Raw genomic sequence first — 25,525 nt, forward strand, 5'->3', positions numbered from 1 at the left:
GGCAGGGCTATGCATGGCGGCCCGCAAGTCCTATCGTTCCTGTCGTTTGGCTGTCCGCGCCGACGACAGGGGTTCCCGATGCCCGACGCCACTCCGACCGGTCTGCTCGACCAGGCCCACGCGCTCGCCGAGGGCAGCGTCACGTCACGTGTCCTGGTGCAGCGGGCGCTGGATCGCATCACCGCGACCCAGCGGACGCTCAACGCGTTCCGCCGGGTACGGGGCGAGGCGGCGCTTGCCGAGGCGGCCGCCGCCGACCGCCGCCTCGCCGCGGGTGACCGGCTGCCGCTGCTGGGTGTGCCGGTGGCGGTCAAGGACGACATCGACGTCGCGGGGGAGGCGACGGCGTTCGGCTGCGGCGGTGAGTTCTCGCCGCAGACAACGGACGCCGAGGCGGTACGGCGGCTGCGGGCGGCCGGCGCGGTCGTGGTCGGCAAGACCAACACCTGCGAACTCGGGCAGTGGCCGTTCACCGAGGGATCGGCGTTCGGCGCCACCCGCAACCCGTGGTCGACGGCGCACACCCCCGGGGGTTCGTCCGGTGGCGCGGCGGCCGCGGTCGCCGCCGGTCTCGTGCCCGCCGCGCTCGGCTCCGACGGCGCCGGGTCGGTACGGATCCCGGCCGCGTGGACGCACCTGGTCGGGATCAAGCCGCAGCGCGGCCGGGTCTCGACCTGGCCCCATGCGGAGGCGTTCCAGGGCCTGACCGGCTACGGACCGCTGGCCCGTACGGTCGCCGACGCCGCCCTGCTGCTCGACGTGGTGGCCGGTAGCCACCCCGGTGACCGGCACCGCCCGTCGCCGCTGACGGTCCAGCCGGCCGTGGGGCGCGACCCGGGCCGGTTGCGCATCGCGCTCTCGCTGCGCAGCGCGTTCCACGGGGGTGTGCCCCGGCCGCTGGACCCGGCGGTGCGGCGTGCCGTCATGGACGTCGCCGGGGTGCTGGCCCGGCTGGGCCACGACGTGGTCGAGGCGGATCCGCGCTACGGCCTGATCGGCCTGGCGTTCGTGCCCCGGGCGACCGCCGGTGTCCGCGACTGGGCCAGCCGGATGCCGGACCAGACGCTGCTGGACCGGCGGACCAGGCAGAACGCGCGGCAGGGCCGGATCCTCGGCGGACCGGTCCTGCGCCTGTCCCGGGCGGCGGAAACGCGCTCGCGCCGGCGGATCGGCGCCATCTTCACCCGGTTCGACGTGGTGCTGACCCCGACCACCGCGACCCCGCCGCCCAGGATCGGCGCCTGCGACACGCTGTCGAGCTGGAACACGGATCGGGCGATCATCGCGGCCTGCCCGTACGCCTGGCCGTGGAACGTCCTGGGATGGCCGGGCATCAACGTCCCGGCCGGTTTCACCCCGGACGGGCTGCCGGTCGGCGCGCAGCTGCTGGGTCCGGCCAACAGCGAACCGCTGCTCGTCTCGCTCGCCGCGCAGCTGGAAGACGATCAACAGTGGGCGCGGTACTGGCCGGACGGCGACCTCGACGAGGCCGTCAGGCAGGGCTGAGTGGCCCGGCAAATCCAGAACCGGGCTTGCGGCTGCCTTGAGCCGGGCGCGTCACTCTCGGCAGAGTCCGCATCACGCCCGACCACGGAGTTGCCCGCTTCATGAGCAAGAGCCCCAAGAGCGCCACGCGCGCCCGGCGTACCGCCCGCGCGCTCACGGCGGCCATGCTGCCGCTGGTCGCCGCCCCGTTCGCCGTCGCCTCGTCCGCGTTCGCCGCGGAGAGCCTGCCCGACACGCCGTACTCGCTGGCGGCCACGGTGGCGCCCGCGCCGATGACCGTGGCGGAATGCCAGGCGGACGCCTCCTGTGAGGTGGACCAGGCGGTCAACGCGAGCAGCGTGGAGAACCACGCCGGCCTCTACAAGGCGATCGCCCGGGCCGCCGCGAAGACGTCGCCGGCCGTGCTGGACGCCGGCGGCGACGTCGTCACCCCGGCGAAGACCGCGACCGTGCTGATCCCCGAGGGCAACTACTGGCTCAGCCGCCCGCTGCTGCTGCCGCCGAACGTCAACCTGCGCGGCAGCGGCATCAACAAGACCACGCTGACGCTGGACCCCGCGTACTGGATCAACTTCGGCTTCGTCATCCGCTACCAGGACAACCAGAACTGGGCCGGTAGCAGCAACCTGGTCTCGGACCTCACCGTCAACGGCAACTGCCGCATCGGCGCGGGTCAGGCCGACCCGAACGTCCCGGTCTCCCGGCCCGGCGAGGTCTGCGACTTCCGCGACAAGGACCGCTGGAGCGGCGCCCTGGCCAAGGACAACACCGGCGGCGGCATCAGCGTGGCGGACAACTGGACCGTGCGCCAGGTGCGGTTCACGAACCTGGAGTACTTCAAGCTCTGGATCAACAACGCCGGCAACGTGCACGTCATCGACAACCGTTGGGACAACTGGGGCGGCGCGGAGTCGGGCGAGGAAGACAACATCGGCGGTGGCGGCGGCCTCGAGAACGACACCGCGGTGATCGAGAACAACCAGTGGGACCGCAGCATCCGCGGCAACTCGTTCGACTTCACCAACGCCGTCGACACGGTCATCCGCAACAACGTCGTGCACAGCGACAACGCCGCCCTGCTGGCGCCCCGCAAGGTCGGCGACTACGGCTCGATGTACCTCGAGGACGTGCCCGGCGCCCAGGTCACCGGCAACCTGCTGGTGGGCGGCCACATCATCCTGCAGTCCAACGTCAAGTACACCCACGCCGGCGAGAACAAGGACATCGGCCAGCCGCGCAACACGCTCGTCGCGAACAACGAGATCCGCAACTCGTACTGGGCCGGCATCACCTCCTCGTACGAGGACTACACCGACGGCGACAAGTCCTGGGGCACCATCGACGCCGACCCCACCCACAACAGCCTGACCAGCACGACGGACCACCTGCTGCGCCCCGGCGGCAACAACGTCATCCGGGACAACCTCATCGTCAACCCGGCACTGTCCGGTGTGCTGCTCATCGGCAACACCAGCGTCGCCAAGGACGCCCCGGACACGGTGACGGGCAACCGGATCGTCAACGCCGGCTTCGGCGGCTCGCTGTCCTACAGCACGGGCGCGGGTGCGTTCGACACCTCCGGCGTCGGCGTCTCGCTGGGCACCGGCGACAAGATCTACAACAACGTGATCGAGGACAACCAGGCCCGGCCGACCACCCTGTACGGCGTGCACGTCGGCGCCCGGGGCGGGCTGACCGCGCCGGTCGGCACGGTGCTGAGCGACCCGGCCGACCCGACCGGCCAGTCCGGCACGAACCAGCTCGTCGGCAACATCCCGACGCTGGTGCGTACGGTCACCTCGCAGGCCGTCGAGACGCCGACCAACCTGGTCGTCAACGGCAACGAGCTGACCTGGAAGGAGTCGACCGCGATGGCGGTGGCCCCGGTCGCCGGTTACCGGATCTTCCGTAACGGCGTCCAGGTCGCCGACATGCCGCTCGGCAGCGTGGCCATCCCGGGCAACCTGCTCACCGTCAACGAGGCGAGCCTGGAGAGCGGGATCGCGGCCGACTACACGGCGGGCTACAAGACGTCGGTCAGCGCGTACACCGGGTCGGGTGTGCGGGGCGGCTACTCGCTCGCCCTGACGTCCGCCAACACCGGTCAGATCAGCGCCGCCACCACGCGGATGGTCCCGGTCACGCCCGGCCAGATGTACACCTCGGTCTCCTCGTACCGGGCGCTCAACAACACCGGGCACCGGGCCCGCGCCGGCATCGTCTGGTTCACCGCCGGCGGCACGATGATCGCCCGCATGGCGACCTCGAACTACGGCTCGGTCGACAACGGCAACGGCTGGACGACCAGCTCGTACAGCGAGGCGGCGCCCGCCAACGCGGCCTTCGCGCAGGTCTTCGTGTCGGTCGACCTGACCGTCCCGGGCGAGGTGCACCTGGTGGACCGGATCGGCCTGGTGGCCGGCACGAACACCGAGTCGTTCTGGGACCCGAACGGCACCGCCGGGGCCCGCTACCACATGGTGGCGTACAACCAGCTCAACGGTGAGTACTCGGCGACCGCCGTACTCAACAACTGACGTACGGCACGACCTTGACCGGCCCGGTGGGCGGGGCTCGCGGCCCCGCCCACCGGGCCGGTCCGCATCTGTCCCCAGTGGTGTGTCAGGCCACGTCGCGGTCGCGGTAGGCGCGGAGCAGGCGCTCACGGGGCGTACCCGCGATGACGCGGTTGCGTCCTTCGCGTTTGGCGGCGTAGAGGTTGCGGTCGGCGGCGGCCAGGGTGGCGGACTGGCTGGGTGGTGAGTTTTCGGCGACGGCGGCGACGCCGATGCTGACCGTGACGGGTAGGCCGCCGGTGATGTCGTGCCAGTCGTGTCCGCCGATGGCCTGGCGGATGTCGTCGAGGATGGTGGTGGCGACGGTGGCCGGGGTGCCGGGCAGTGCCAGCAGGAATTCCTCGCCGCCGAGGCGGGCGACGAATCCGTGGGGGTTGGCGGCGGTGAGACCGATTTCCAGGAGTTTGGCGACCTGGATGAGTACCTGGTCGCCGGTCTCGTGGGAGAGCTGGTCGTTGATGCGTTTGAAGTGGTCGATGTCGGCGATGGCGAGGCTCAGGCCGGGGTCGCTGGTGATGAGGGGGGCAAGTTCCTCGTCGACGTAGCGGCGGTTGTACAGGCCGGTGAGGGGGTCGCGGCGGGCCTGCTCGCGGAACCGTTCGGCTTGTTCGCGGGCTTCGGTGGTTTCGAACATGGCCTGCCGGGCCTGCGCCTGCGCTTCCCGTTCCTGCGAGCGCACGCCCTCGCGGGCGGCGATGAACAGCTTCAGTTCCGCGAACGCCGCGACGTGGTCACCGCGGGCCGCGTGCAGGTCGGCCTGCTCCTCGTGCACCTCGACCAGGATCTCCTGGAGTCCCAGTTCGGCGCACAGCGTCCGGCAGGCGTCCAGGCTCTCCTGGGCGCGGACGACGTCACCGAGTCCGCGCCGGGCGCGGGCCAGGGTGAGCCGGTAGTAGGCCAGGTCGGCGACGGCCTCCATCTGCCCCGCCTCGTACCGGGCGATGCACGTCAGCATGGTCTGCTCGGCCGCGGCGTACTCGCCGTTGGCGGCCTGGACCTCACCGACCGTGTGCAGGGTCGGCGGATCGATTTCGAGGCCGTGCGCGTCGGCGTCCGCGACCATCCGGCCGATGACCTCGCGGGCCCGGACGACGTCGCCGCCTTCGTACTCGTAGTGCGCCCAGTTGTTGTGCACGAGGTTCAGCAGCTGCCAGTGCCGCGCCGTGCGTGCCAGTTCCTCGGCCTGCCGGTAGCGCTGCCGTGCCGCGTCCATCGCGCCGGTTTCGGCGAGCGCGTCGCCCAGCCGGGTGCGGTACCCGATCTGCATGTACATGGTGGCGGTCTCGTCGAGCAGCTCGACCGCGGTCAGCGAGTGTTCCAGGCGCTTGGCTGCGTCACCGGACAGCCGCTGGATCAGTGCGCACATCCCGTGGGCGCGGGCCTCCAGCGGGCGGTCGCCGTGCTCGGCGGCCCACTTCTGGATGTCGTAGACCTCCCGGGCCACCCCGGTGATCTCGCCGCCGCGTACACCCATGTTGGCCCGGCAGAGCCGGGCACGCATGACGAGCCCCTCGTCGCCCAGCGCCGTGGCCCGGTGCTCCAGCTCGATCGCGGCGGCAAGGCCGGTCGCGGCGTCCGGAGCGAACTGCTCCTCTATCGCCAGCAGGGCAGCCGACAACTCCTCGGTACCCATCGCACTGACATCCATCGGTCCACCCCCTATATGGCTTCCCATCGGCCCCGGCCGTCGTCGCCTTAGCCGGGGCGCCGGGGCTCGATGCTCTTGGTGGGGCTGGTGGTGGCGCTGTTGCTGGGGGCGTTCGGCAGTCAGACCGGCGACGGCAGGGTCGTCGCCGGGTACGCCGTGCCGAGTTCCTCGAAGACGGCCGCGTTCAGCCGGAAGGCGAGCTGCGCCTCCGCCACGACGGTGTCCAGCTGCTCGTCCGGCAGCGGCAGGGCGTCGAGCCGGGCCCGGTAGGCGGCCTTGTACGCCTTCGGGTGCTCGACGCCGTCGAAGGCGTAGAAGCGCACCCCGTCCGGGCCCAGCCCGTACGTGGTGGCCACGGAGCGCCCGACCAGCAGGCCGCCGCTGAGGTCGCCGAGGTAGCGCACGTAGTGGTGGGCGATGAAATGCGGTGCCGAGGCGCGACAGTGTTCGTGCAGGCGCCGCACGTAGCGCTGGGTGGCCGGGAGCGGCGTGATCGTGCTCGCCCAGCCGGGGCCGTACAGGTGGGCGAGGTCGGCCTCCAGGGCGGGCACCCGGGTCAGCGCCGGGTCGGCGAACGGCGCCGCGGTCTTGTCGGCGCGCATCCGGTCGGCCGCCGCCTCGAGCTCGGCGTAGATGAACAGGTATTGGGCGGTCAGCGCGGCGAACCCGGCGCGCGGCACGCCGCCCGCCATCAGCCGGGTGATGAAGCCTCGGGTCTCGGCCTCGCGATGCTCGACCATGGTGGCGCGGCGGAGGCGGGCGGCGAAGGTCGTCATGTGGATCCTTCCGGGCGGCTCGGGTGGCCACGCCCACGATCCTCTCAGTGGCGGTCGCTGATCCGCCAGACGATCGCGCGGGCCGGGTCCGCAGTCGTCCGCACAGTGGATGTGATTCCCGACATGGCGGCTCGGGGTGATCGATGACGGTCGGTACTGTCGCGCTGTGACGGTGTATGTGATCGCCCAGTTGTCCATTCACGACCGCGAACGCTACGACCGCTATGCCGCGGGCGTCGCGTCGCTGCTGCCGCAGTTCGGCGGCCGGTTGCTGGTGTCCGACGAGGATCCCCGCGTCGCCGAGGGGCAGTGGGACGGCGACAAGGTGGTCGTCCTGTCGTTCCCGGATCAGGACGCTCTCACCGCCTGGGGGAGCTCGCCGGAGTACCAGCGGATCGTGCAGGACCGGCACGCCGCCACGGACGGTGTCGTGCTGACCGTGCGCGGCGCCGCCTAGTTCACGGCCCCGGTCAGGCGATACCGGCCAGGCGAAGGAGGGCGGCCGTGGCGGCCGCCGCGATCACGACCACGACGAATGGCGCGCGGCGCCACGCCAGCAGCGCCCCGACCGCGACCCCGGCCGGGCGCGCGACGCCCGCGAACGCGCCTCCGGCGGTCAGCGCGGCCGTCGCCGCCAGTGCGGTGAGCAGGGTCGCGGCGGCCATCGGCAGCAGGCGCTGCAGCCCGGCCGGGACATCCAGGCGTTCGCGCAGCAGGACCCCGGCGAGCCGCATGGTGTAGGTGCCCACGGCCAGCGCGACGATGGCGGCGATCAGCATGCGGCCGCCTCTTCGGGTACGTCCGCCGGGGTGCGGCGGCGGGGGCGGAACAGGGCGGCCAGCCCCAGCAGCGCACACAGCACCGGCAGTCCCGCGGGCAGGATCGGCGTGAGCAGCACCGCCAGGCCCGCGCCGAGAAGCGCCGTCAGGCGGGTGTCGCGGTCGCGCAAGGACGGCAGGACCAGTGCGATCAGCCCGGCCGGGAACGCCGCGTCGAGCCCCAGCACCGTGGGGTCGCCGGTGGCGCCGCCGAGCCACACGCCCAGGGCGGTGCCCACGTTCCACGAGGTGAACAGCGTGACCCCGATCAGCCAGTAGGTGCGGTGGCGCCGTGCGGGATCGTTCTGCGCCAGTGTGAACGCCACCACCTCGTCGGTCATCAGGTGGCTGCCGAGCAGCCGGTGGCGCGGCCGGGGACCGACGTCGTGCGCGACCGCCAGCCCGAACGGCAGGTGCCGCGCGTTGAGCAGCAGCCCGGCCAGCACGGCGGCGACCGGGTTGCCCGCCGCGATCAGGCCGACCGCGAGGAACTGGGAGCCGCCCGCGAACACGATCAGGGACATGACCACCGGCACCCAGACGGGCAGCCCGTACGCGACGGTGATGGCGCCGAACGACGCCCCGACGGCGACCATGGCGGCGGCGAGGGCGGCGGCGTCGCGTCGCAAGGCCCGATCGGGCGTTCGACTTGGCGTACGCATGGTTCAGAATAATGAACGACCGACCCGCTGTTCGTCAAACCGAACGAACCGACCGATGGAGCGAACATGCAGCAGCCCGCCCCGCCGCTGGCCACCATCGCCGCCGCGCTGCGCCGGGAACGTGAGCGGGCCGGCATCTCGCTGGCCGAGCTGGCCCGCCGCGCGGGCCTGGCCAAGTCCACGCTCTCCCAGCTCGAGGCCGGGACCGGCAACCCGAGCATCGAGACGCTGTGGTCGCTCGGAGTCGCGCTCGGCGTCCCGTTCAGCCGGCTCGTCGAGCCGCCCGCGCCCCAGGTGCGCGTCCTGCGCGCGGGCGAGGGGCCGCGCCTGCGGGCCGAGAGCGCCGACTTCATCGCGACCCTGCTGGCGGCCGGTTCCAACCACGCCCGCCGGGATCTGTACGTCATGGAACTGGAGCCGGGACAGGCGCGGCACGCCGAGGCACACATCCCGCACAGCGTCGAACACGTCGTCGTGGCCGCGGGCCGGCTCCGGGCCGGGCCGACGGGGGAGACCGTCGAGCTGGGGCCGGGCGACTACGTGTCATTCCCCGGCGACGCGCCGCACCTGTACGAAGGGCTGGCGCCCGGCACCTGGGCGGTCCTGGTGATGGAACACCGCTAGCCCGGTGTGCCGGCTCAGCCGCCGATCTCGCTCACCTCGGCGAACGGCTGCCCGTCCCGCCAGACCGCGTGGATGACGAAATGGTGACCCTGCTCGATGAAGAAGACGGCCAGGTTGTCCGGGGTCTGCTGCACCTTCTCCACCGAGTAGCCGGCGGCGGGCGTGGCGGTGACCAGCTGCACCCGCCCGTCGCTCATCCGGATCACCGCCTGGCCGCCCTCCACCAGGAACGACCGCGTGTATGAGGTGACCCCGGCCGCGTCCGTCGTGACCGTCCACCCGTCCCGGGTCTCCGTCTCCGTCTGCGTTTCCGTCTGCGTTTCCGTCTCCGGCGCACGGGGCGCGCTCCGGGATCGGGTGGCCTCCGGGCGCGACGGACTGGGGGAGGGCGTGGGCGAGGCCGACGAGGGGGCGGGTGGGGCGGGCGTGGTGGCCGGCACGTCGTCGGGCACGGTGACGGACGGCCGCGCTCGCGCCGCCTCGCCCGCCAACTCGTGCACGGAGGTCAGCGCCTGCTCGGCCGGGGCGGCGGCACGCAGCACCGGCAACAGCGCGACAGAGGACAGCGCGATGCCCGCCACGGTGGCCGCCAGCCATCCGAGCATCGGTGCCCAGCCTCGCAGTAGTCGCACGGTTACCGCCTCTCACCTGCCTCTATGTTTGATCCTATGGCGTTGATCCTGCTTGTCGAGGACGACCGCATCATCACCGCGGCACTGCGTCGGACGCTGACCGACGCCGGCCACGTGGTGCACGCGGTGAGCCGGGCGCGCGAGGCGCTCGACATCCTCGCCGACCACCCGCCCACGCTCATCCTGCTGGACCTGGGCCTGCCCGATATGGACGGAACGGACGCACTGCGCCTCATCAGGTCGGTGTCGGACGTACCGGTCGTGGTGGCCACCGCGCGCAAATCGGAGAACGCCATCATCCACCTGCTCCACGCGGGCGCCGACGACTATGTCACCAAGCCGTTCTCGGGCGAGCACATCCTCGCCCGCATCGACGCGGTGCTGCGCCGCTACAGCAGCGGTGCCGCCGACGAGAACAGCACGATCACGGTCGGTCCCCTGGTGATCGCCCGCAGTGAGCGTTGTGTCTCGATGAACGGCGAAGCCATCAAGCTCACCCGGCGCGAATACGACGTCCTGACGTACCTGGCCGAGCGGGTCGGTCAGGTGGTGAGCCGGCAGGAGCTGATGACCGAGGTGTGGCGGCAGCCGCGCATCGGCGAGGAGCAGACCATCGACGTCCACCTGTCCTGGTTGCGCCGCAAGCTCGGGGAGACGGCCGCCGAGCCGCGGATGCTGCGTACGATCCGCGGCGTCGGCGTGATGATGGTCGACCCGGGCTGAGGGAAGGACCGCGATGAGGTGGGCGCTCAACCGGCTGGCGCTGGCCATCACGTCGATGGTGGCGTTGGCCTTCCTGGTGCCGTTGGCGGTCGTCACCCGGCAGCTCGCACACGACCGCGCGTTCGGTGACGCCCGGCAGCAGGCCAGCGCGATGGTCGCGGCCCTCGCGATCGACGCCGACCCCAGGCTGCTGACCCTGGCGGTGGCCAGCACCGCGGCCGGCAGCCAGCGGCGCCTGGCGGTGCACCTGCCCGGAATGGCGCCGATCGGCGCGGCCCACGCCGACCCGGCGGATGTGGCGCTGGCCGCCCGGTACCGGCGCGCGGTCACCACCGAGGCCGGGACGGGCGTGTCGTACCTGTCGCCCACGGTGATCCGCGACGGCCGCACGGCCGTGATCGAGGTGTACGTGACCCGCTCCGACATGGAGCGTGGCGTGTGGCGGGCGTGGCTGGCGCTGGGTGCGGTGGCCGTCGTCCTGGTCATCGGCTCGACGCTGGTGGCGGACCGGCTGGGCGGCCGCATCGTGCGGGCGACGCGGCGGCTGGCGGGCACGGCGCGCGAACTGGGCCGCGGCGACCTGAGCGCCCGGGTCGTTCCCGAGGGCCCACCCGAGCTGCGCGACGCGGCGCAGGCGTTCAACGCGATGGCGCGGGACATGCGCCGCCTCCTCGTCGCCGAGCGGGAACTCGCCGCGGACCTGTCGCACCGGCTGCGCACCCCGTTGACGGCGTTGCGTCTCGACGCCGACGCGATGCCGCCGGGGCCGATCGGTGACCGGATGCGTCAGGCCTGCGACCTGCTCGACGAGGAGCTGGAGGCAATCATCACGGGTGCCCGCCGCGGCACCGACGGGCACACCGCCGAGACCACCGACCTGGTCGAGGTGCTGGCCGACCGGCTGGCGTTCTGGTCCGTGCTGGCCGAGGACCAGCAGCGCCCGTGGACGGTGACCGGCGGCGACCGGCCGGTCCCCGTGCCGGTGTCGCGGGGCGACCTGATCCTCGCGGTGGACGCCATGCTCGGCAACGTGTTCGCGCACACGCCGGAGGGTTGTGCCTTCGAGGTCTCCATCTCCGAGCGCGCACTGATCGTCGACGACGCGGGTCCGGGCATCGCCGACCCGGCCGCCGCGGTGCGGCGTGGGTCGAGCGGGGCGGGGTCCACGGGGCTCGGCCTCGACATCGTGCAGCGGGTCGCGGCCGCCGCCGGGGGGCGGCTCGAGATCAGCCGGGGGCCGCTCGGCGGGGCTCGGCTGGCGGTCGTCCTGGCCGCCCCGGAACCGGCCGGCACCGCTCTGCAGGCTGCCGTGGCAGCGCCGCCTCGGCGGCGTGGACTGTTCGGATCAGTACGGAATTCGCCACGCGGATAGTCGTCGAGCAGGGGCGCAGCGTGGTTTCACGGCCCTTTCCGAAACGTTTAAGGTTCGTTTGAGGCACCCCTGGCTAGCGTCCTGACCGTTACTCGAGATCCGTCGGAACCTCCGGCGATCCGATCGACAGAAACGGGTTGAGTAGACGATGGCCATGCGCAGACTGATCACCTATCCGCTTGCCGCGATCGCGGCCGCCGGAGCGACGCTCGCCGCCACCGGCTCGGCCGCCTCGGCACACGGGTACGTGTCGTCGCCGCCGAGCCGGCAGGCCCTGTGCGCGGCGCGCGCCGTACCCGACTGTGGACCGATCCAGTTCGAGCCGCAGAGTGTCGAGGGCCCGAAGGGTCAGCGCAACTGCAACGGCGGGCTGTCCCAGTTCGCGGTGCTGAACGACAACAGCCGCAACTGGCCCGCCAAGGCGGTCGGCAAGACCGTCTCGTTCAGCTGGGCCCTGACCGCGCGCCACCGCACCAGCACCTGGGAGTACTTCATCGGCGACAAGCGGGTCGCCGTCTTCGACGACGGCAACAAGCAGCCGGAGGCGGTCGTGACGCACCAGGTCGACCTGAGTGCGTTCCCCGGGCGGCAGACCGTGCTGGCGGTGTGGAACATCGGCGACACCCCGATGGCGTTCTACAACTGCATCGACCTCAATGTCGGTGGCGGCGGCGGTTCCGCTCCCGAACCGACGGGACAGCCGACGACTCCGCCGGCCACGCCGTCCCAGCCCAGCCAGCCGGACACCACCCCCAGCCAGCCGGGCACCCCCAGCCAGTCCGGGAGCCCGAGCGAGCCCGGCAGCCCGAGCGCGCCCGGCAACACCAGCCAGCCCGGCAGCACCAGCCAGCCCGGTGGCGCGGCGGGGACCTGGGCGGCGGGGACGAGCTACCGCACCGGCGATCAGGTGACGTTCAACGGCAAGAGCTACCAGTGCCGGCAAGGGCACACCGCGCTGCGCGGCTGGGAGCCCTCGCAGTTCACGCTGGCGCTCTGGTTGCCGCTGTGAGACAGCGTCAGCGGCTGCACCGGGTCGCCGTGCTCGCCGTCGTCCTGCCGTTGGCCCTCACCGCCTGCGGTACGGGGGCGCCGGCCCGGCAGCCCGCGGGGTCGGCGGCGGGCGGCGCGGCGACGGCTGACCCGGCGACATCCGGGTCGGCGGCCGCCGTGCGTGCCGACGGCGCGCACAACGACACCGACGTGATGTTCCTGCAGATGATGGTCGCCCACGAGAAGCAGGGACTGGAACTGGCGCGTCTGGGTGCCGAGGCGCAGCGGGAGAACGTCCGGACGCTGGCCGCCGCCGTGGCGGCCACCCAGACCGACGAGGTCAGCATGATGACGTCGTGGCTGCGCGGCTGGTCCAAACCCGTCGCCGTGGACACCGACCCGGCGGCACACGCCAGCCACGGCGGGCTGCCGGCGACCGGGCCGGAGCAGATCGCGGCGCTGAAGAAGACCGGCAAGTCCGAATTCGACGGTCGGCTCCTCAACCTCTTCATCGGCCACCAGCACAACGCGGTGGAGATGGCGACGAAGGAGGCCGCGGACGGGGCGAACGCCGAAACGAAGGAGTTCGCCCGCCGCGTCGTGGAGTCCCGTACCGATCAGATCCAGCAGATGTTGACGCTCCTCAACGAGTAGGTTCCCGGGTCGCCGTACCTGTCCGAAGACGGTGCGGCGGCCCGGCCGCCATGTCGGGTCAGAGGCCGCCGTCCAGCGCGGTCATCAGTTCCCCTCCGGCGGTGTCACCCGACATCTCCCAGATCATCGCGCCGAGCAGTCCGCGTTCCTTGGTCCATGCCGTCTTGCGGGCCAGCGACCACGCGTCGTCGTACGTCCACCACTGCCCGCCCGGGCCGGTGTAGCAGTGGGTGGCCACCGACTGCGCGTCGTGGTGCACCGTGCAGCCGGGCACCGAGGCGAGCAGGTTGGCGTACCCGCGGGTGCCGGCCTCCTCCGAGAATTGCCCGGGCGCGGCGCCGGTCGCCGACTGCCATTCGCCGTCGGCCGCCGGGCCGGCGGCCACCCCCTGCCAGCCCCGGCCGTAGAACGCGACGCCGACGGTGAGCTGCCGGGGGTTCACGCCCGCGGCGAGGTACGTCTGGATCGCCCGCTCGACGCTGAATTCGAACGGGTACGGGTCCTGCGCGTCGCGGTAGAGGTTGCCCTGGTGTCCCGTACGGTTCGGCTCCCACGAGTTGTCGCTGCCCGCGCCGTGGAAGTCGTACCCCTGGACGTTGGCGAAGTCCAGGGAGCGGAACACGCCCGAGGCGCTGATGTCCCAACCGGCGGCGATCTTCGCCGGGTCCGCCGGGGTGAACGCCGTGAGCAGGTAACGCCGCCCCGTGGTGGCACCGAGCGCGTCGAGCTGCTTGCGGAACTCGGCCAGCAGCGCGGTGTTGTTCGCCTTGTCCTGCGCACCCCAGTGGTTGCCCGCGTGCCCCTCGGCCCCCGGCCACTCCCAGTCCAGGTCGATGCCGTCGAAGATGCCGGCGGCACTGCCCGCGCCGCCCGCCCCGTTGTAGGCGGGCAGGTTGCCGCGCAGGTACATGTCCACGCAGGAGCGGACGAACCTCTCCCGGGTGGTGGGCGTCGCGGCCGCGTCGGAGAAGAACTTCGAGTAGGTCCAGCCGCCGAGTGACATGAGCACCTTCAGCTGCGGGTGCTTGGCCTTGAGCTTGCGCAGCTGGTTGAAGTTGCCGCGCAGCGGCTCCCAGCCGGTGTCGGCCACCCCGTCCACGGACTGCGCGGCGCTCATCGGCCGGGCGTAGTCGGCGTCCGCGTCGCCCGCGCCGGTGCCCTGGTCGGGGTCCTGCGGGTTCTGGGTGGTGCCCCTGGTCACCCCGTTCATGCAGGTGAGGTTCACCGGGTCGAGGTTGGTGAACGCGTAGTTGAGGTGGGTCAGCTTCGCCGCGGCGCCCGAGGTGTCGAGGTTGCGGACGAAGTACTGCCGCCCGTAGATGCCCCACTGCACGAAGTAGCCCACCTTCGCGTAGTTGCCGGTGCCGACCGCGTCGTCGGTGGTCACGGTCACCGCGGCGCTGGGCGGCGAGGCGTTGTCGTAGGTGTCGCGCGCCCGGACGGTGAACGTGTACGAGGTCAGCGGGGTCAGCCCGCCGACGGTCGCGGCGGCGGTGGTGGGCCCGACCCTGGTGGCGAGGATCGAGCCCCGGTAGACGTCGTATCCGGCGATGCCGCTGGCGTCGGTGACCGCGTTCCAGGCCAGGCTCACGCTGGTGGCGGTCCGTCCCGTTGTGCGCAGTCCGCCCGGCGGCGGGGGAGCGGTGGTGTCCTCGGCCGGGTCGCGCGTGATGGCGGAGACGGCCGCGCTGTCGGCGGAGGCGTTGCCACGGGTGTCCTTCGCCCGCACCGTGAAGGAGTACCCGGTCTTCGGCGCCAGCCCGGTGACCGTCGCGGTGGTGGCGGTGACGCTGGCGGCCAGGGCGCCACCGCGGTACACGTCGTACGACGCGACCGGGAAGTCCCCGGCGGTGGCCGCCGTCCAGGACAGCGCCACGGTCGTGGTGGTCCGGCCGGTGACGGCCAGCCCGGTCGGGGCTCCCGGCGCGCGGTCCGGGCCGCCGTCGCACCGGTTGCCGTTGATCCGGCAGTTCAGTGGCGCGGCCGGGGAGCCGTTGGCGATGAACCAGAAGCTGTACGGCTCCGTGGTGCCGCCGGGCGCCACGGTGCCGTTGTAGTGGGCGTTGCCGACGGTGACGTGATCGCCGCTGGTGGTGACGGTGCCGTTGTAGCCGGAGCCCATGGTCACGCCGGGCGGCAGGTCGAACTCCAGGGTCCAGCCGGTGATCGGCGCGGGGGTCGGGTTGGCGATGACGTACCTGTCGAGATACCAGCTGCCGTTGTCGGCCGAGGAGAACGTGGCGGTCAGCCCGGCCGCGGCGTGGGCCGGTGCGGCGACACCGACCGCGGCGCCGCTGGCCAGCAGGGCGGCCGCGAGGCCGAGCAGGGACCGCTGTCGTGGAGTGGGGCGTCGTGGGGTCAGCACCGGGGACACCTCCGTACAGTTAACAATCCTAACTGAAGTTACAAAGATGTCCGTCGATACGTCAACCCTGGGGGGCAACACGATCGGGGCTCCGCCGATATGATCAACGACGGCGTCACAGCAAACGGGGAGGCAGCGTGCCTGATGGAGTGCAGATCGACACCGACGGTGTCGGCGATGTCGCGCACGGGATGCGTGGGCAGGCGGACGGTGGTCTCGCCGACGCGGCGCAGCGGGGTGCGACCCTGCACGGGCACGGCGTGGAGTTCGGCGCCCGGATCACCCCGAGCGGCGTGGTGACCGAGGCCAAGAACCGCTACGCGCTGGCCCTCGCGCACACCGAGGCGAACCTGCGGGCCTACCACACGGCCGCGGGCGCGCTGGCCCAGGCGGCGGATGAGATCGCGCGGATGTTCGCGTCGTCCGACATGAGTTCCGCGGCGGCCCACCGCAAGGTCGAGGACCTGATGGCCGGAGCGGTCCGCGCGGCGAACGCCGCGATCGATCAGGCCGGGAAGGAACCGCTGCTGTGAGCGCGACGAACTGGGACTCCTACAATCTTCCCGCCATCTGGGAGATGCTGCGGAAAGAGAACTCCTGCACCGGAGCCGACCGGGTGCTGGCCTGGGAGGGCCTGGCCACCTCGGTCCGCGAACAGCACGGCAGGCTGCTCAAGGCCGGCGAGGATCTGGCCGCGGTGTGGCCGCCGGAGAAGAACGAGTCGGCGCATCGGTTCCAATTCCTGATCGGTCAACTGGCCACTTCGATGACCGAGACCCTGACCTGCGCGGAAGACACCCGGGCGGGGCTGCGCGGCGTCATGGAGGCGATCGGCACGGCGCAGAGCACGATCCGGACCCTGGCTGATGGGCGCGCCGAGGTCAGCGATGACTGGATCCCGCGTTTCATCGACCACGCCGAGGACGAGTACGACGAGCAGGCCCAGCAGGCGATGCGCGAGGCCGAGGCCGCGATCCAGGACCACAACCCGCAGATCCGGGCCCCCGAGCTGTTCAAAATGATCCTGCGCAAGGACGGCGACGACGGAACCGATTTCCCTCCTGGCCATCAGGGAGACCCGGGGCAAGGTTCCGGGCCGGCGACGATCCATGCGCGGCCGGTGCCGGTCGCGGTCCCGCATCATCCGGTGCTCGTCGGCGAGCCGCCGCAGGCCGCGAACACCGGCGCTAACACCGGGGCGCACACCGGGCTCGGTCCGATGCCCGGACACGACGCGTCCTCCGGTGTCGGTCCTGGACTCGCCGGGTCCACCATCACCCCGGCGGGGCTGCTGCCGGGCCAGGGCCTGGGCGGATATCCGGGCGGATCGGCGGCCGGTGGCGCCCTGCCGGGCGCGGTGATCGGAGGCGGCGGCGGAAACGCGGCCCTCGGGCTGATCGCGGGTGCCGGTGGGGCCGGAGCGCTCGGCGTGCTGGGCGCTGGTGGTGCCGGCGTGCTGGGCACCGGTGGTGTCGCGGGGTTCGGCGCCTCGGGTTCCGGTGGTGCCGGCGGCCTCGGTGCCTCGGCCGGTGGCCTGGGCATCTCCGGTGGGCCTGGCGCCGCCGCGAGCCGGCAGGCCGTGCCGATGCGTCGTGGGATGCCCTCGGGCGCGGTGATCGGGGCCGACGGACATGGGCCCGGCGGCCGGGGCCAGTCGCCGTTCGGCGCGCAGGGACAGCGCGCCGGTCGGCGCACCGAGGACGGAACCATGCTGCCGGAGGGCGAGGCCGATCAGCAGTGGGCGACCGCCGACGGCGTGCAGGCCGTGATCGTCCCGGACGCCACCGTGACGAGGCACGATCCCGGGCCGGGCGTGCTCGGTTTCCCACGGTGATCAGGCGCCTCGCGGCCGGCGCGGCTACCGCACTGGTCCTGGTCGGGTTGTCCGCGGCGCCGGCCGCCGCGGACAACGTCCGGGACCAGCAGTGGCACCTCTCGGATCTGAAGATCCCCGAGGCGCACCGCATCACCCGAGGCGAGGGGGTCGTTGTCGCGGTGATCGACACCGGCGTCGACGCGAAACACCGCGACCTCGCCGGGGCGGTCCTGCCCGGGTACAACACCTACCACGGCAAATACGCGACGGACCCCACCGGCCGCCAGGATATCGATGGTCACGGCACCGAGATGGCGGGCCTCATCGCGGGTCGCGGGCATGGCTCCGGCGCGGGCGTGCTCGGCATCGCACCCGCCGCGAAGATCCTTCCGATCGCCACGTCGGTCGGCGGCTTCTCGAGTCAGTCCCTGAAGAATGTGGTCGACTTCGCCATTGCGCACCACGCTGGCGTGATCAACATGTCCTTCGGTACGGCCGAAGATGAAGATGATCACGAGGCGATCCGCAACGCCTTGGCGCACGACATCGTGGTGGTCGCCGCGTCCGGCAACCGCGGCAAGGACGGGGCCAACTCTGACTACCCCGGCAAGTACCCGGAGGTGCTCACCGTCGGCGCGTACAGCGCCAACCGGAAGATCGCCAAGTTCTCGGTCACCGGCCCCCAGGTCGATCTGGTCGCTCCGGGCGACCGCATTGTCACCACCGGCATCAACGAGTCCGGATACCGGTTGTCCAACGGCACCAGTGAGGCCACCGCCGTGGCCAGTGGTGCCGCAGCGCTGATCCGCGCGAAGTACCCCACCATGAGCGCGGCCGAGGTGGTCCACCGGCTCACCGCGGCCGCCGACGACGCGGGCGCACCGGGACGCGACGACACCTACGGGTACGGGCGGCTGGACATCGTCCGTGCCCTGACCGCCGACATCGAACCGCTGCCCGACGCCCCCGCGGTCTCCGCCTCACCCTCGACCGACGCGGCACCGGCACCACCGGCCCAGGCGTCCAAGGTCGACCCCCGGGACCTGCCCCGGGCGGCCAGCCCGCTGTCGCTGGCTCTCCTCGTAGGGGGAGTCCTGCTGGCCGTCGCCGCCGTGCTCACCGTGGTGTTCTGGCGCCGCCGTCGGCCTTCCTGACCCGCCACCGTCTCCACGCGAGTGCGTGCGTCCACTGCGGACCCCGGCGCATCGATAACCGCTGGGTCGGTTGTGGCGGTCTCGCTACGATCGGGCGATGGCGCTTCCCGAGTACCTGAACGAGTTCGTGCTGCCGGTCGACGTCCGTGAGCGCGAACGCCACGGCACGGTCGACCTGTATCTGCCCGACACGGCCGCGCCGCGTCCCGCCGTCCTGTTCGTCCACGGTGGCCCCGTGCCCGAGGAGGTCCCGACGAGGCCCCGGGACTGGCCCATCTTCCGGGCGTACGGATCGCTGGCGGCCGCCCGCGGGCTGGTCGGCGCGACCGTCGACCACCGGCTGCACGCCCTCACGGACTATCCGCTGGCGGCCGACGACGTCGCCGCGGCGGCGGAGTTGCTGCGCGCCGACCCGCGCGTCGACGCGGACCGGGTGGCGCTGTGGTTCTTCTCCGGCGGCTCCCCGCTCATGGCCGACTGGCTGCGCGCCTCGCCGTCGTGGCTGCGCTGCGTGTCCGCCACGTACGGTCTCCTGTCGTGCCCACCCGAGTACGGGACCAGGTTCAACCCCGCGCACGCGGTCGCCGAGGCCGGTGCCCTGCCGATCGTGGTGACCCGCGTGGGCCGGGAGCGGCCCGAGTTCGCGCTGACCGTGGCGGAGTTCGTCGCCGCCGCCGAGGCCTGCGGCGCACGGCTCGAGATCGTGGACGTCCCGAACGGCCGTCATTCGTTCGACATCCTCGATGACACCGACGAGTCCCGGCGCGCGATCGAGCAGGCGGTGGACCTGGTCGCAAAGATCATTTGAGAGCCAATTGATCTTTGTGGATCAGCGTTGCCGGCGTGTCCACGCTGGTCAGAGCGTCGCGGCGGATGGGCGAGCCCGATCTCACGACAATGATCGACACCCATGTGTTTGCGGGGGTCGATAACCGAAACCGGGCTCGCCTGCGTACTTTTTCACAGAGCTTTGACGGTGTCCCTGAGCGACAGTATCGTGGCAGACCGATATGTTGACGGACGGGGGTCGGCATTGGACGAGAAGGCCGTTGTCAGCGACGATCTCACCTCGCCTGGCCCGCGAACCGTCCCCGGCCCACCACATCGGCTCCAATGAAGATCAACCCCGTGCGGGATGAGAGATGAGTCGGCAGGTCAAGGCGGGGAGCAAGGCTTACCGCACGGAGATGCGCGATCGGCTGGCCGCGCTTGGCTTCCCCGCCGAGATCATCTCCGCCCAGCTCGCGGCGCACCTGATCGCGGAGTGCCAGATCAGGCCGCGTACGGCATGGCGGATGGCCGCCGAGTTGTCGCTCGACCTGGCGGCGCGCCACTACAACGCGGTCACCGCGGACCCCCGCGCGGGGATGCGCGGTTCCCGCATCTGGGAATACGAACAATGGCCGGACCGCGGCGTACGACCGCCGTTGCACGCACTGCGCACACTGGCTCAGGTGTACGGCACCGAATGGCAGTCCCTGCTCGATCTTCGCGACCTGGAGAATCTGCCGCCGAAGGATCTCGCCGAATACCATTCCGCGCCGTCCCCGGCGGCGGACGGACACCGTCTTCACACCACGGGGACGGTCGCGCCGTCGTACCCGCCGCCCGGCGCGGCGGTCAGCCCGCTGGAACAGGCGATGACGCTGACCACGACGAACGTCGACGACGCCCAGCTCGACGACCTGTGGTCGGACATGGGTCATCTCGGCGACGCCTACACCCACACGACACCCAAGTCGATCCTTCGCCAGCTGTCCTTCGTGCGTGAGCAGGCCGCGACGCTGTTGCAGGGACGGCAACGGCCGAAGCAGGCGAGGAATCTGTACCTGCTGAGCGCGAAATGCTGCGCGATGATGGCCTGGATATCGGCGGATCTGGGACGCTACGGTGCCGCGCAGGAGCTCAATTCCGCGGCCTGGCTGTACAGCCAGTACGCCGACGACCACCTCGCCCGGCGCTGGGTGCGGACCGCACAGTCGCGAGTGGAGTACTGGGCCGGCAACGGCGCCGAATCGGCCCGGCTCGCCGCGGACGCGCTGGCCTACCCGGTCAGCAGCGGGATGACCGACGCGCCGCTCATCCTGGCGGAGGCCCGGGGCTGGGCCAGCGTCCGGGCGGAGCGGCAGGTGCTGGACGCCGTGCGGCGGTGGGCCAGAATCGAGGACGCCGATCCCACGGTCACCGACGAGGACAGGTTCTTCAACATCAGCAAGGATCGCCGGTACTACATGGCGGGGACGTCGCTTCTGTCGGTGGGGCGCACCGGCCTCGCCCTGCAGGAGCTTCGCACGGCCCGCCAGGCGTACGAGCGGTCGGCGCCGGAGTTCCGGTGGGAGGCGATGGATCCGATGATCCGGATCGACACGGCCCGCGCCCACCTGCGGCTCGGCGAGCTCGACGGCACCGCCGCCGAGATCGAGCCTCTTCTGTCCACGGACATCGGACGGCGACCGGACATGGTGCGGGCAATGCTGAAAGTGCTGGCGACGGAACTCACCGGCCCGGGCTGGCACAAGTCGAAGACGGCCGAGAGCCTGGCGGAAGCGCTGCGTGACGCCCAGCGCCCGCATTGACGTCACAGTTGCCCGTCGGGCACAGATGGTATGGGGGACATCGTGTTGGCTATGTCGGTCAGTGCCCCTTCGGGGGCGGTCAGAACGGACTCCGCACCACCCGAAGGCCCGGGTGAGGAGCAGGATGCCACGCGCAGCATGCCGCCGACCTGCGGCAGCACCAGACACGTCCTGCTGGTGGCTGACAGGTTCGCGCAGTTCGCCGACGGTGAGCAGGTGTTCGCCGTCTCCGACTTCACGGCCCGGGCGGCCCGCGGCGAGACCACGGAATCCGGTGCCGGATGGGTGATCCATGCCGGCCAGGGGATAGAACGCTCGGATCTGGACGTTCTGCGTACCATCAGTGTGGTGGACCGGGGGTCCGGGATTCGCCTCGCGTCCTCGGCCGCCATGCTGGGGCAGCCGGTGCCACCGGCCACGGTGCACAAGAGCCGGGCGGAGAACGTGCTGCTGGCGGATCTCCGCAACCCCTCCAGGGACCACTGCGCGGCCCGTCTGCGGATCCACGCCGACAACGAACTCGTCCTCGATCACTCCTCCGGGAAGCATGTGCAGGGAATGGTGATCATCGAGGCCATGCGCCAGATCTGCACCGCCCAGTTCGAGACGAGCTACCGGCCGGAGCTGCCGCACCACGACTACGCGGGCCTGTGGCACCGCATGGATCTGACGTTCGAGAGCTTCCTTTTCGCCTTGAACGCGGACGTGCTCGCCGAGATCACCAATGTGGATGTCAGCCGGAAGACCAGTCTGCGTTTCCGCGCGTCGACCTCCGTGCGGCAGAACGGCGAAGTGGTGGCGTCGGCCGAGATCGAATATTCCATGGTCGACAAGGCCCGCATGGACGTCCTGGAGCGCTACCGGGCCGCCCGGGCGGCCCGGGCCCACCTCGCCGGGCCCGCCGACCGGTGAACGTGCGTGTCCGACCCGAACTTTTCGCCCTGTTGCACAACGGAAAGGAAGCTGACGATGGTTGACGAGCCGGGTGCCGGTCGGCACCCCGATTTCGATCGGGGGCTGCGGCTGATCCAACGCATGGGCGCTGTGGATCGTCCCGCGGTGCTGGACCTGTTCGAGAGTCTGGACGAGGGCGCCTTCGGCGAGGAATGCGTGGCGTTCATCTACGGCGGCGTCTACCACCGAAGCGGACTCCCGCTGCCCGAGCGGCAGCTGGCGACGCTCGGCGCGCTGACCGCGCTCGGTTACGCCTCCGCGCAGCTGCAGTTTCACGCGAAGGCGGCGCTGAACGTCGGATGCAGCCGACGGCAGGTCATCGAGTCCATCGTCCAGGCGAGTTCGTTCGTCGGATTCCCGGCCGCACTCAACGCCCTCGCGGCGGTCAAGGAGGCCACCGCCGGGGTCGACGAGGAGGACGGGCAGGGCTCACCCGGCCCGATCGACGGCGACCGGTTCGCGCGCGGCATGCGCCTGATGGAGCAGGTCGACGGCGAGGCGGGCAAGCAGGTCCTGGCGGCGCTCGAGGACATCGCGCCCGACCTGGCGCGATACATCATCGAGTTCACGTTCGGCGAGATCTACCCCCGGCCGCACCTGGACCTGAGGCAACGGGAGATCGTGACGATCGCGGCGTGCACCGCGCTCGGTGCGGCCCTGCCGCAGTTGAAGGTGCACATCCACGGCCTGCTCAACGTCGGCGGCACCCGGCAGGAGGTGGTCGAGACGCTGCTGCACGTGGCGTTCTACGCCGGATTCCCGGCGGCGCTCAATGCCCTGGCGGTGGCCAGGGACGTGTTCACGGAGCGCGACCAGAGCTAGTGAACGGATTCCGCAAGATCCGCCTGGTCGCGGTCGACTGCGACGGTGTCCTCATCGACGACACGTACCTCGCCGTCATCGAGCGTTTCGTCACCCGCCACGGCGGCCGGTACGACGCGCAGGCCGAACGGGACATCATCGGCCTGCGCGACGTGGTCGTCGCGGAACGCGTCGCGCAGCTGTGCGGGCTTGACCAACCGGTCACCGACACCCTGGCGGCACTCTGGGCGGAACGGGAGCGGTACCTGCGCGAGCGGCCCATCAAGGTCGCCGACGGCGTGCCGGAGTTCCTGCGGTCGCTGCGGCGGCTGGACCTCCGCGTCGTCTGCTACGGCGGGCGGACGCGGCAGCACACGTTCGACACGTACCTCGGGTCTCTCGTGGATCTGCTCGATCCCGCGCATCCGTACGTGAGCGTGAACGACCATCGGCCAGGAGTCGAGTGGATCGTCCGCGACGTCGTCGGCTGCGATTTCGACCAGGCCGTCTTCATCGACGATGTCAGCCGGGTGGCCGAGGCGGCGCGCAGCCACGGCGCGGGATTCATCGGCTTTCCCAGCGGCGCCGCACATGCCCGGCAACGGCGATTCATGACCGAGGGGGGCGTGCGGCACCTGATCGGCTCACTCGAGGAGGTCACACCGCGGCTGCTGGCACGCATCGATGCGGAGCTTGCCGCGGCGACGCACTGGCCGGCGCGAGGGGCCTGACGGCACGATCGAGAAATGGGGCGATAGTGAAGTACTTCTGCCTGCCACAACCAGGTGGCAGCCTTATTCTGCGCGAACGCGAGACCCCGGAACCCGGGCCGGGGCAGGTGCTCGTGCGCATGCGCGGCTGGTCGGTCAACTTCCGCGACCTGATGATCGCCAAGGGGTGGTACCCGAAGGCGGTCAAGGCGGACGTGGTGGCGCTGTCCGACGGCGCGGGTGAGGTCGTCCGGGTCGGCGCCGACGTCACGCGGTGGTCGCCCGGCGACCGCGTGGCCGGCACGTACTTTCCCCGCTGGGTGTCGGGTCCCGGCACCCCGGACAAGACCGCGGACGACCTCGGCGGCGCGGTGGACGGTGTGCTGGCCGAGTACGTGGTCTTCGCCGAACACGCCGTGGTGGCGGTCCCGGCGCACCTCGACTTCGCGGAGGCCGCGACGCTGCCCAGCGCGGGCGTCACCGCGTGGCGTGCCGTGGTGGAGGAGGGCGGGCTGGCCCCCGGCCAGAGCGTGCTCACCCTGGGCAGTGGCGGGGTTTCGACGTTCGCGGTGCAGTTCGCGGCGCTCGGCGGCGCCCGGATCATCGCCACGTCCCGCTCGGACGAGAAGCTGGAGCGGCTGAAAATGCTCGGGGCCACCGACGTGGTCAACTACGTGGCCACACCCGAGTGGGGAGCCGCGGCGGCCGCGCTCACCGCGGGCGGGGTCGACCACGTCGTCGACGTCGGTGGCGGCGGCACGCTGGGGCAGTCCGTCAGCGCGGCCCGCATGGGCGGGCACATCAGTGTCGTCGGGGTGCTGAGCCAAGGCAGCGGCGCCGACCCGCTGATGGTGCTCGCCAAGCAGCTCACCCTGCGGGGCCTCACCAACGCCAGCCGGGAGACCTTCGAACGGATGAACCGGGCCATCGCGCATCACGGCCTCCGCCCGGTGATCGACAAGCGGTTCGGCTTCGACGAGGTCGACGCGGCGTACCGGTATCTGGAGTCCGGAGCGCACGTCGGCAAGGTGGTCCTCGACGCCGGCTGACAGTCGGTGCCAGGGGCGGAGAACTGTCCGTCCTGGTTGGGTAAATCTCCCCTCGCCTTCGGTATCCGTGCAGGTCAACGCCCTGCCAACACCGGAAAACACGGGCCGGTCGCAGGAGTGGTGGTGCGTCCGGGTGAGCCGCGATAGTGGTACCACCCGGAACGCATCCCGCGGCGGCCGTCGTGCTGGACAGCCCGGATACGCCCGGCCGGTGTGCTGAAGGCTCTCAACAGAGGGGGTTCGTATGCTAGGGGAGCAGACTCGGATCGGTCTTCTGGGGACGCTCGAGGTGGACCACGCCGCCGGCACGCCACCGGGCCACCGCCAGGTGCAGATCACCGCGGCGAAGCCGAGGCAGGTGCTGGCGATGCTGGCGGCCAACGCGGACACCACGGTCAGCATGGACCAGATGATCGACGAGCTGTGGCCCGTCAAACCGCCCAGCACGGTCAAGACGATCGTGCAGACGTACGTCTATCAGCTGCGCAAGCTGTTCGGCGAGGCGTCGCGTTCCTCGGCCGGATCGGCGCTGCTCACCACGCGCCCCGGGGGTTACCTGCTGAGCGTGCCGCGCGAACGGGTCGACATCTTCCAGTTCCAGACCCTGATGGCACGCGGCCGCAGCGCGCTGCGGCTCGGCCGGCCCGCGCAGGCCGCGGAACTGCTCCGCGAGTCGCTGGAACTGTGGCGTGGCCCGGTCCTCGCGGACGTCCAGGCGGGACCCGACCTGAAGAGTCTGTCGGTGTATCTGGAGGAGCAGCGCCTGGAGGCGATCTCGGCGCGGATCGAGGCGGACCTGGCCGACAACCGGCACGGCGAACTGGTCGGCGAGCTGCGCCGTCTGGTATCCGTCCACCGGCTGCACGAGTCGTTCCACATCCGGCTCATGCAGGCCCTGCACCGGTCCGGGCGCCGCGGTGAGGCCCTGACCGCCTACCAGCAGCTGCGCGGAGTGCTCGACCGGGATCTGGGGCTCCAACCCTCCGTCGAGGCGCAGCAGCTCCAGCGGGACATCCTCGCCAGCACCTGACCGCCCCTCAGCATCCTGCGGCCACGGGGGATCGCAGGATGCCGGGTGTCCACCGGGTTTCGCGCCCGAAGTCCGGTGGACACCCGGCC

General features: G+C 71.4%; 24 protein-coding genes. 18 read left to right on the forward strand and 6 right to left on the reverse strand.

Translation table 11 applies throughout. From position 1 onward, the window contains the following. The first annotated feature begins 78 nt into the window (after positions 1-78). Positions 79-1,506 (forward strand): amidase, encoded by a 1,428-nt coding sequence (locus ACMCNO_RS15040; protein ID WP_412750049.1) that lies wholly within the window; start codon positions 79-81, stop codon positions 1,504-1,506. Between the two features lie 101 nt (positions 1,507-1,607). Next, positions 1,608-4,043 carry a hypothetical protein gene (locus ACMCNO_RS15045; RefSeq protein WP_412750050.1) on the forward strand — a complete coding sequence of 812 codons (2,436 nt, stop codon included), beginning with the start codon at positions 1,608-1,610 and terminating at the stop codon, positions 4,041-4,043. Between the two features lie 85 nt (positions 4,044-4,128). On the opposite strand, the gene ACMCNO_RS15050 is transcribed toward ACMCNO_RS15045, so the two are convergent. Both ACMCNO_RS15050 and ACMCNO_RS15055 read right to left on the reverse strand, forming a co-directional pair. Continuing rightward, positions 4,129-5,730: a GGDEF domain-containing protein gene (locus ACMCNO_RS15050; protein WP_412750051.1), complete on the reverse strand. Its 1,602-nt coding sequence runs from the start codon at positions 5,728-5,730 to the stop codon at positions 4,129-4,131. A 119-nt stretch (positions 5,731-5,849) separates the two neighbouring features. Next, positions 5,850-6,506: a heme oxygenase (biliverdin-producing) gene (locus ACMCNO_RS15055; protein WP_412750052.1), complete on the reverse strand. Its 657-nt coding sequence runs from the start codon at positions 6,504-6,506 to the stop codon at positions 5,850-5,852. A gap of 166 nt (positions 6,507-6,672) precedes the next feature. Between ACMCNO_RS15055 and ACMCNO_RS15060 the strand changes: the two genes are divergently transcribed. Next, complete coding sequence (locus ACMCNO_RS15060; protein WP_412750053.1) at positions 6,673-6,963, forward strand: DUF1330 domain-containing protein; 291 nt, start codon at positions 6,673-6,675, stop codon at positions 6,961-6,963. A gap of 13 nt (positions 6,964-6,976) precedes the next feature. Here the strand turns inward: ACMCNO_RS15060 and ACMCNO_RS15065 are convergent, their stop codons facing one another. Next, complete coding sequence (locus tag ACMCNO_RS15065) at positions 6,977-7,285, reverse strand: AzlD domain-containing protein (protein ID WP_412750054.1); 309 nt, start codon at positions 7,283-7,285, stop codon at positions 6,977-6,979. After that, positions 7,279-7,953: an AzlC family ABC transporter permease gene (locus ACMCNO_RS15070; protein ID WP_412750055.1), complete on the reverse strand. Its 675-nt coding sequence runs from the start codon at positions 7,951-7,953 to the stop codon at positions 7,279-7,281. Before ACMCNO_RS15070 ends, ACMCNO_RS15065 begins: the two co-directional genes overlap by 7 nt. Positions 7,954-8,052: 99 nt before the next feature. Here ACMCNO_RS15070 and ACMCNO_RS15075 point away from each other — a divergent pair, with 99 nt between their 5' ends. Further along, positions 8,053-8,610 carry a helix-turn-helix domain-containing protein gene (locus ACMCNO_RS15075; RefSeq protein WP_412750056.1) on the forward strand — a complete coding sequence of 186 codons (558 nt, stop codon included), beginning with the start codon at positions 8,053-8,055 and terminating at the stop codon, positions 8,608-8,610. Positions 8,611-8,624: 14 nt separating this feature from the next. Here ACMCNO_RS15075 and ACMCNO_RS15080 read toward each other — a convergent pair whose 3' ends face one another. Continuing rightward, the gene (locus ACMCNO_RS15080) at positions 8,625-9,242 is read right to left on the reverse strand and encodes a hypothetical protein (protein ID WP_412750057.1); all 618 of its coding nucleotides are present in this window, start codon (positions 9,240-9,242) and stop codon (positions 8,625-8,627) included. Between the two features lie 36 nt (positions 9,243-9,278). Between ACMCNO_RS15080 and ACMCNO_RS15085 the strand changes: the two genes are divergently transcribed. The 4 genes from ACMCNO_RS15085 (at position 9,279) to ACMCNO_RS15100 (ending at position 12,981) form a co-directional block, all read left to right on the forward strand. Next, positions 9,279-9,965, forward strand: coding sequence for a response regulator transcription factor (locus ACMCNO_RS15085; RefSeq protein ID WP_412750058.1), 687 nt, complete (start codon positions 9,279-9,281; stop codon positions 9,963-9,965). A gap of 13 nt (positions 9,966-9,978) precedes the next feature. Then, entirely contained in the window at positions 9,979-11,337 is a 1,359-nt protein-coding gene (locus tag ACMCNO_RS15090; protein WP_412750059.1) for a sensor histidine kinase, read from the forward strand. A gap of 148 nt (positions 11,338-11,485) precedes the next feature. Then, the gene (locus tag ACMCNO_RS15095) at positions 11,486-12,346 is read left to right on the forward strand and encodes a lytic polysaccharide monooxygenase (RefSeq protein WP_412750060.1); all 861 of its coding nucleotides are present in this window, start codon (positions 11,486-11,488) and stop codon (positions 12,344-12,346) included. Between the two features lie 50 nt (positions 12,347-12,396). Further along, entirely contained in the window at positions 12,397-12,981 is a 585-nt protein-coding gene (locus ACMCNO_RS15100; protein ID WP_412753707.1) for a DUF305 domain-containing protein, read from the forward strand. 58 nt (positions 12,982-13,039) lie between these two features. On the opposite strand, the gene ACMCNO_RS15105 is transcribed toward ACMCNO_RS15100, so the two are convergent. Continuing rightward, positions 13,040-15,346, reverse strand: coding sequence for a glycosyl hydrolase family 18 protein (locus ACMCNO_RS15105; protein ID WP_412750061.1), 2,307 nt, complete (start codon positions 15,344-15,346; stop codon positions 13,040-13,042). Positions 15,347-15,483: 137 nt separating this feature from the next. Between ACMCNO_RS15105 and ACMCNO_RS15110 the strand changes: the two genes are divergently transcribed. The 10 genes from ACMCNO_RS15110 to ACMCNO_RS15155 all read left to right on the forward strand — a co-directional run bounded on the left by ACMCNO_RS15110 (position 15,484) and on the right by ACMCNO_RS15155 (position 25,436). Then, positions 15,484-15,879 carry a hypothetical protein gene (locus ACMCNO_RS15110; RefSeq protein WP_412750062.1) on the forward strand — a complete coding sequence of 132 codons (396 nt, stop codon included), beginning with the start codon at positions 15,484-15,486 and terminating at the stop codon, positions 15,877-15,879. After that, positions 15,876-17,180 carry a hypothetical protein gene (locus tag ACMCNO_RS15115; RefSeq protein ID WP_412750063.1) on the forward strand — a complete coding sequence of 435 codons (1,305 nt, stop codon included), beginning with the start codon at positions 15,876-15,878 and terminating at the stop codon, positions 17,178-17,180. The genes ACMCNO_RS15110 and ACMCNO_RS15115 overlap by 4 nt, the downstream gene beginning before the upstream one ends. Beyond that, positions 17,177-18,316 (forward strand): S8 family serine peptidase, encoded by a 1,140-nt coding sequence (locus tag ACMCNO_RS15120; protein WP_412750064.1) that lies wholly within the window; start codon positions 17,177-17,179, stop codon positions 18,314-18,316. Before ACMCNO_RS15115 ends, ACMCNO_RS15120 begins: the two co-directional genes overlap by 4 nt. 97 nt (positions 18,317-18,413) lie before the next feature. Beyond that, on the forward strand, positions 18,414-19,124 hold the full coding sequence (locus ACMCNO_RS15125) for an alpha/beta hydrolase family protein (RefSeq protein ID WP_412750065.1): 711 nt from the start codon (positions 18,414-18,416) through the stop codon (positions 19,122-19,124). A 334-nt stretch (positions 19,125-19,458) separates the two neighbouring features. Next, positions 19,459-20,892, forward strand: coding sequence for a hypothetical protein (locus tag ACMCNO_RS15130; RefSeq protein ID WP_412750066.1), 1,434 nt, complete (start codon positions 19,459-19,461; stop codon positions 20,890-20,892). A 177-nt stretch (positions 20,893-21,069) separates the two neighbouring features. Next, entirely contained in the window at positions 21,070-21,804 is a 735-nt protein-coding gene (locus ACMCNO_RS15135) for an AfsA-related hotdog domain-containing protein (protein WP_412750067.1), read from the forward strand. A gap of 57 nt (positions 21,805-21,861) precedes the next feature. Continuing rightward, on the forward strand, positions 21,862-22,668 hold the full coding sequence (locus ACMCNO_RS15140; protein WP_412750068.1) for a carboxymuconolactone decarboxylase family protein: 807 nt from the start codon (positions 21,862-21,864) through the stop codon (positions 22,666-22,668). Then, the gene (locus tag ACMCNO_RS15145) at positions 22,668-23,378 is read left to right on the forward strand and encodes a hypothetical protein (protein WP_412750069.1); all 711 of its coding nucleotides are present in this window, start codon (positions 22,668-22,670) and stop codon (positions 23,376-23,378) included. The genes ACMCNO_RS15140 and ACMCNO_RS15145 overlap by 1 nt, the downstream gene beginning before the upstream one ends. Before the next feature lie 26 nt (positions 23,379-23,404). Continuing rightward, the gene (locus ACMCNO_RS15150) at positions 23,405-24,406 is read left to right on the forward strand and encodes a zinc-dependent alcohol dehydrogenase family protein (protein ID WP_412750070.1); all 1,002 of its coding nucleotides are present in this window, start codon (positions 23,405-23,407) and stop codon (positions 24,404-24,406) included. A 289-nt stretch (positions 24,407-24,695) separates the two neighbouring features. Then, positions 24,696-25,436, forward strand: coding sequence for an AfsR/SARP family transcriptional regulator (locus tag ACMCNO_RS15155; protein ID WP_412750071.1), 741 nt, complete (start codon positions 24,696-24,698; stop codon positions 25,434-25,436). The last annotated feature ends 89 nt before the right edge of the window (positions 25,437-25,525 follow it).

The sequence above is a fragment of the Krasilnikovia sp. M28-CT-15 genome, assembly GCF_047159595.1.
GTDB lineage: Bacteria > Actinomycetota > Actinomycetes > Mycobacteriales > Micromonosporaceae > Actinoplanes.

Bases quoted from the DNA above. Each gene is read 5' to 3' on its own strand.
- ACMCNO_RS15050 (WP_412750051.1), bottom strand. From the start codon at position 5,730: ATGGATGTCAGTGCGATGGGTACCGAGGAGTTGTCGGCTGCCCTGCTG.
- ACMCNO_RS15075 (WP_412750056.1), top strand. From the start codon at position 8,053: ATGCAGCAGCCCGCCCCGCCGCTGGCCACCATCGCCGCCGCGCTGCGC.
- ACMCNO_RS15095 (WP_412750060.1), top strand. From the start codon at position 11,486: ATGGCCATGCGCAGACTGATCACCTATCCGCTTGCCGCGATCGCGGCC.
- ACMCNO_RS15125 (WP_412750065.1), top strand. From the start codon at position 18,414: ATGGCGCTTCCCGAGTACCTGAACGAGTTCGTGCTGCCGGTCGACGTC.
- ACMCNO_RS15130 (WP_412750066.1), top strand. From the start codon at position 19,459: ATGAGTCGGCAGGTCAAGGCGGGGAGCAAGGCTTACCGCACGGAGATG.
- ACMCNO_RS15040 (WP_412750049.1), top strand. From the start codon at position 79: ATGCCCGACGCCACTCCGACCGGTCTGCTCGACCAGGCCCACGCGCTC.
- ACMCNO_RS15090 (WP_412750059.1), top strand. From the start codon at position 9,979: ATGAGGTGGGCGCTCAACCGGCTGGCGCTGGCCATCACGTCGATGGTG.
- ACMCNO_RS15085 (WP_412750058.1), top strand. From the start codon at position 9,279: ATGGCGTTGATCCTGCTTGTCGAGGACGACCGCATCATCACCGCGGCA.
- ACMCNO_RS15045 (WP_412750050.1), top strand. From the start codon at position 1,608: ATGAGCAAGAGCCCCAAGAGCGCCACGCGCGCCCGGCGTACCGCCCGC.
- ACMCNO_RS15055 (WP_412750052.1), bottom strand. From the start codon at position 6,506: ATGACGACCTTCGCCGCCCGCCTCCGCCGCGCCACCATGGTCGAGCAT.
- ACMCNO_RS15065 (WP_412750054.1), bottom strand. From the start codon at position 7,285: ATGCTGATCGCCGCCATCGTCGCGCTGGCCGTGGGCACCTACACCATG.
- ACMCNO_RS15140 (WP_412750068.1), top strand. From the start codon at position 21,862: ATGGTTGACGAGCCGGGTGCCGGTCGGCACCCCGATTTCGATCGGGGG.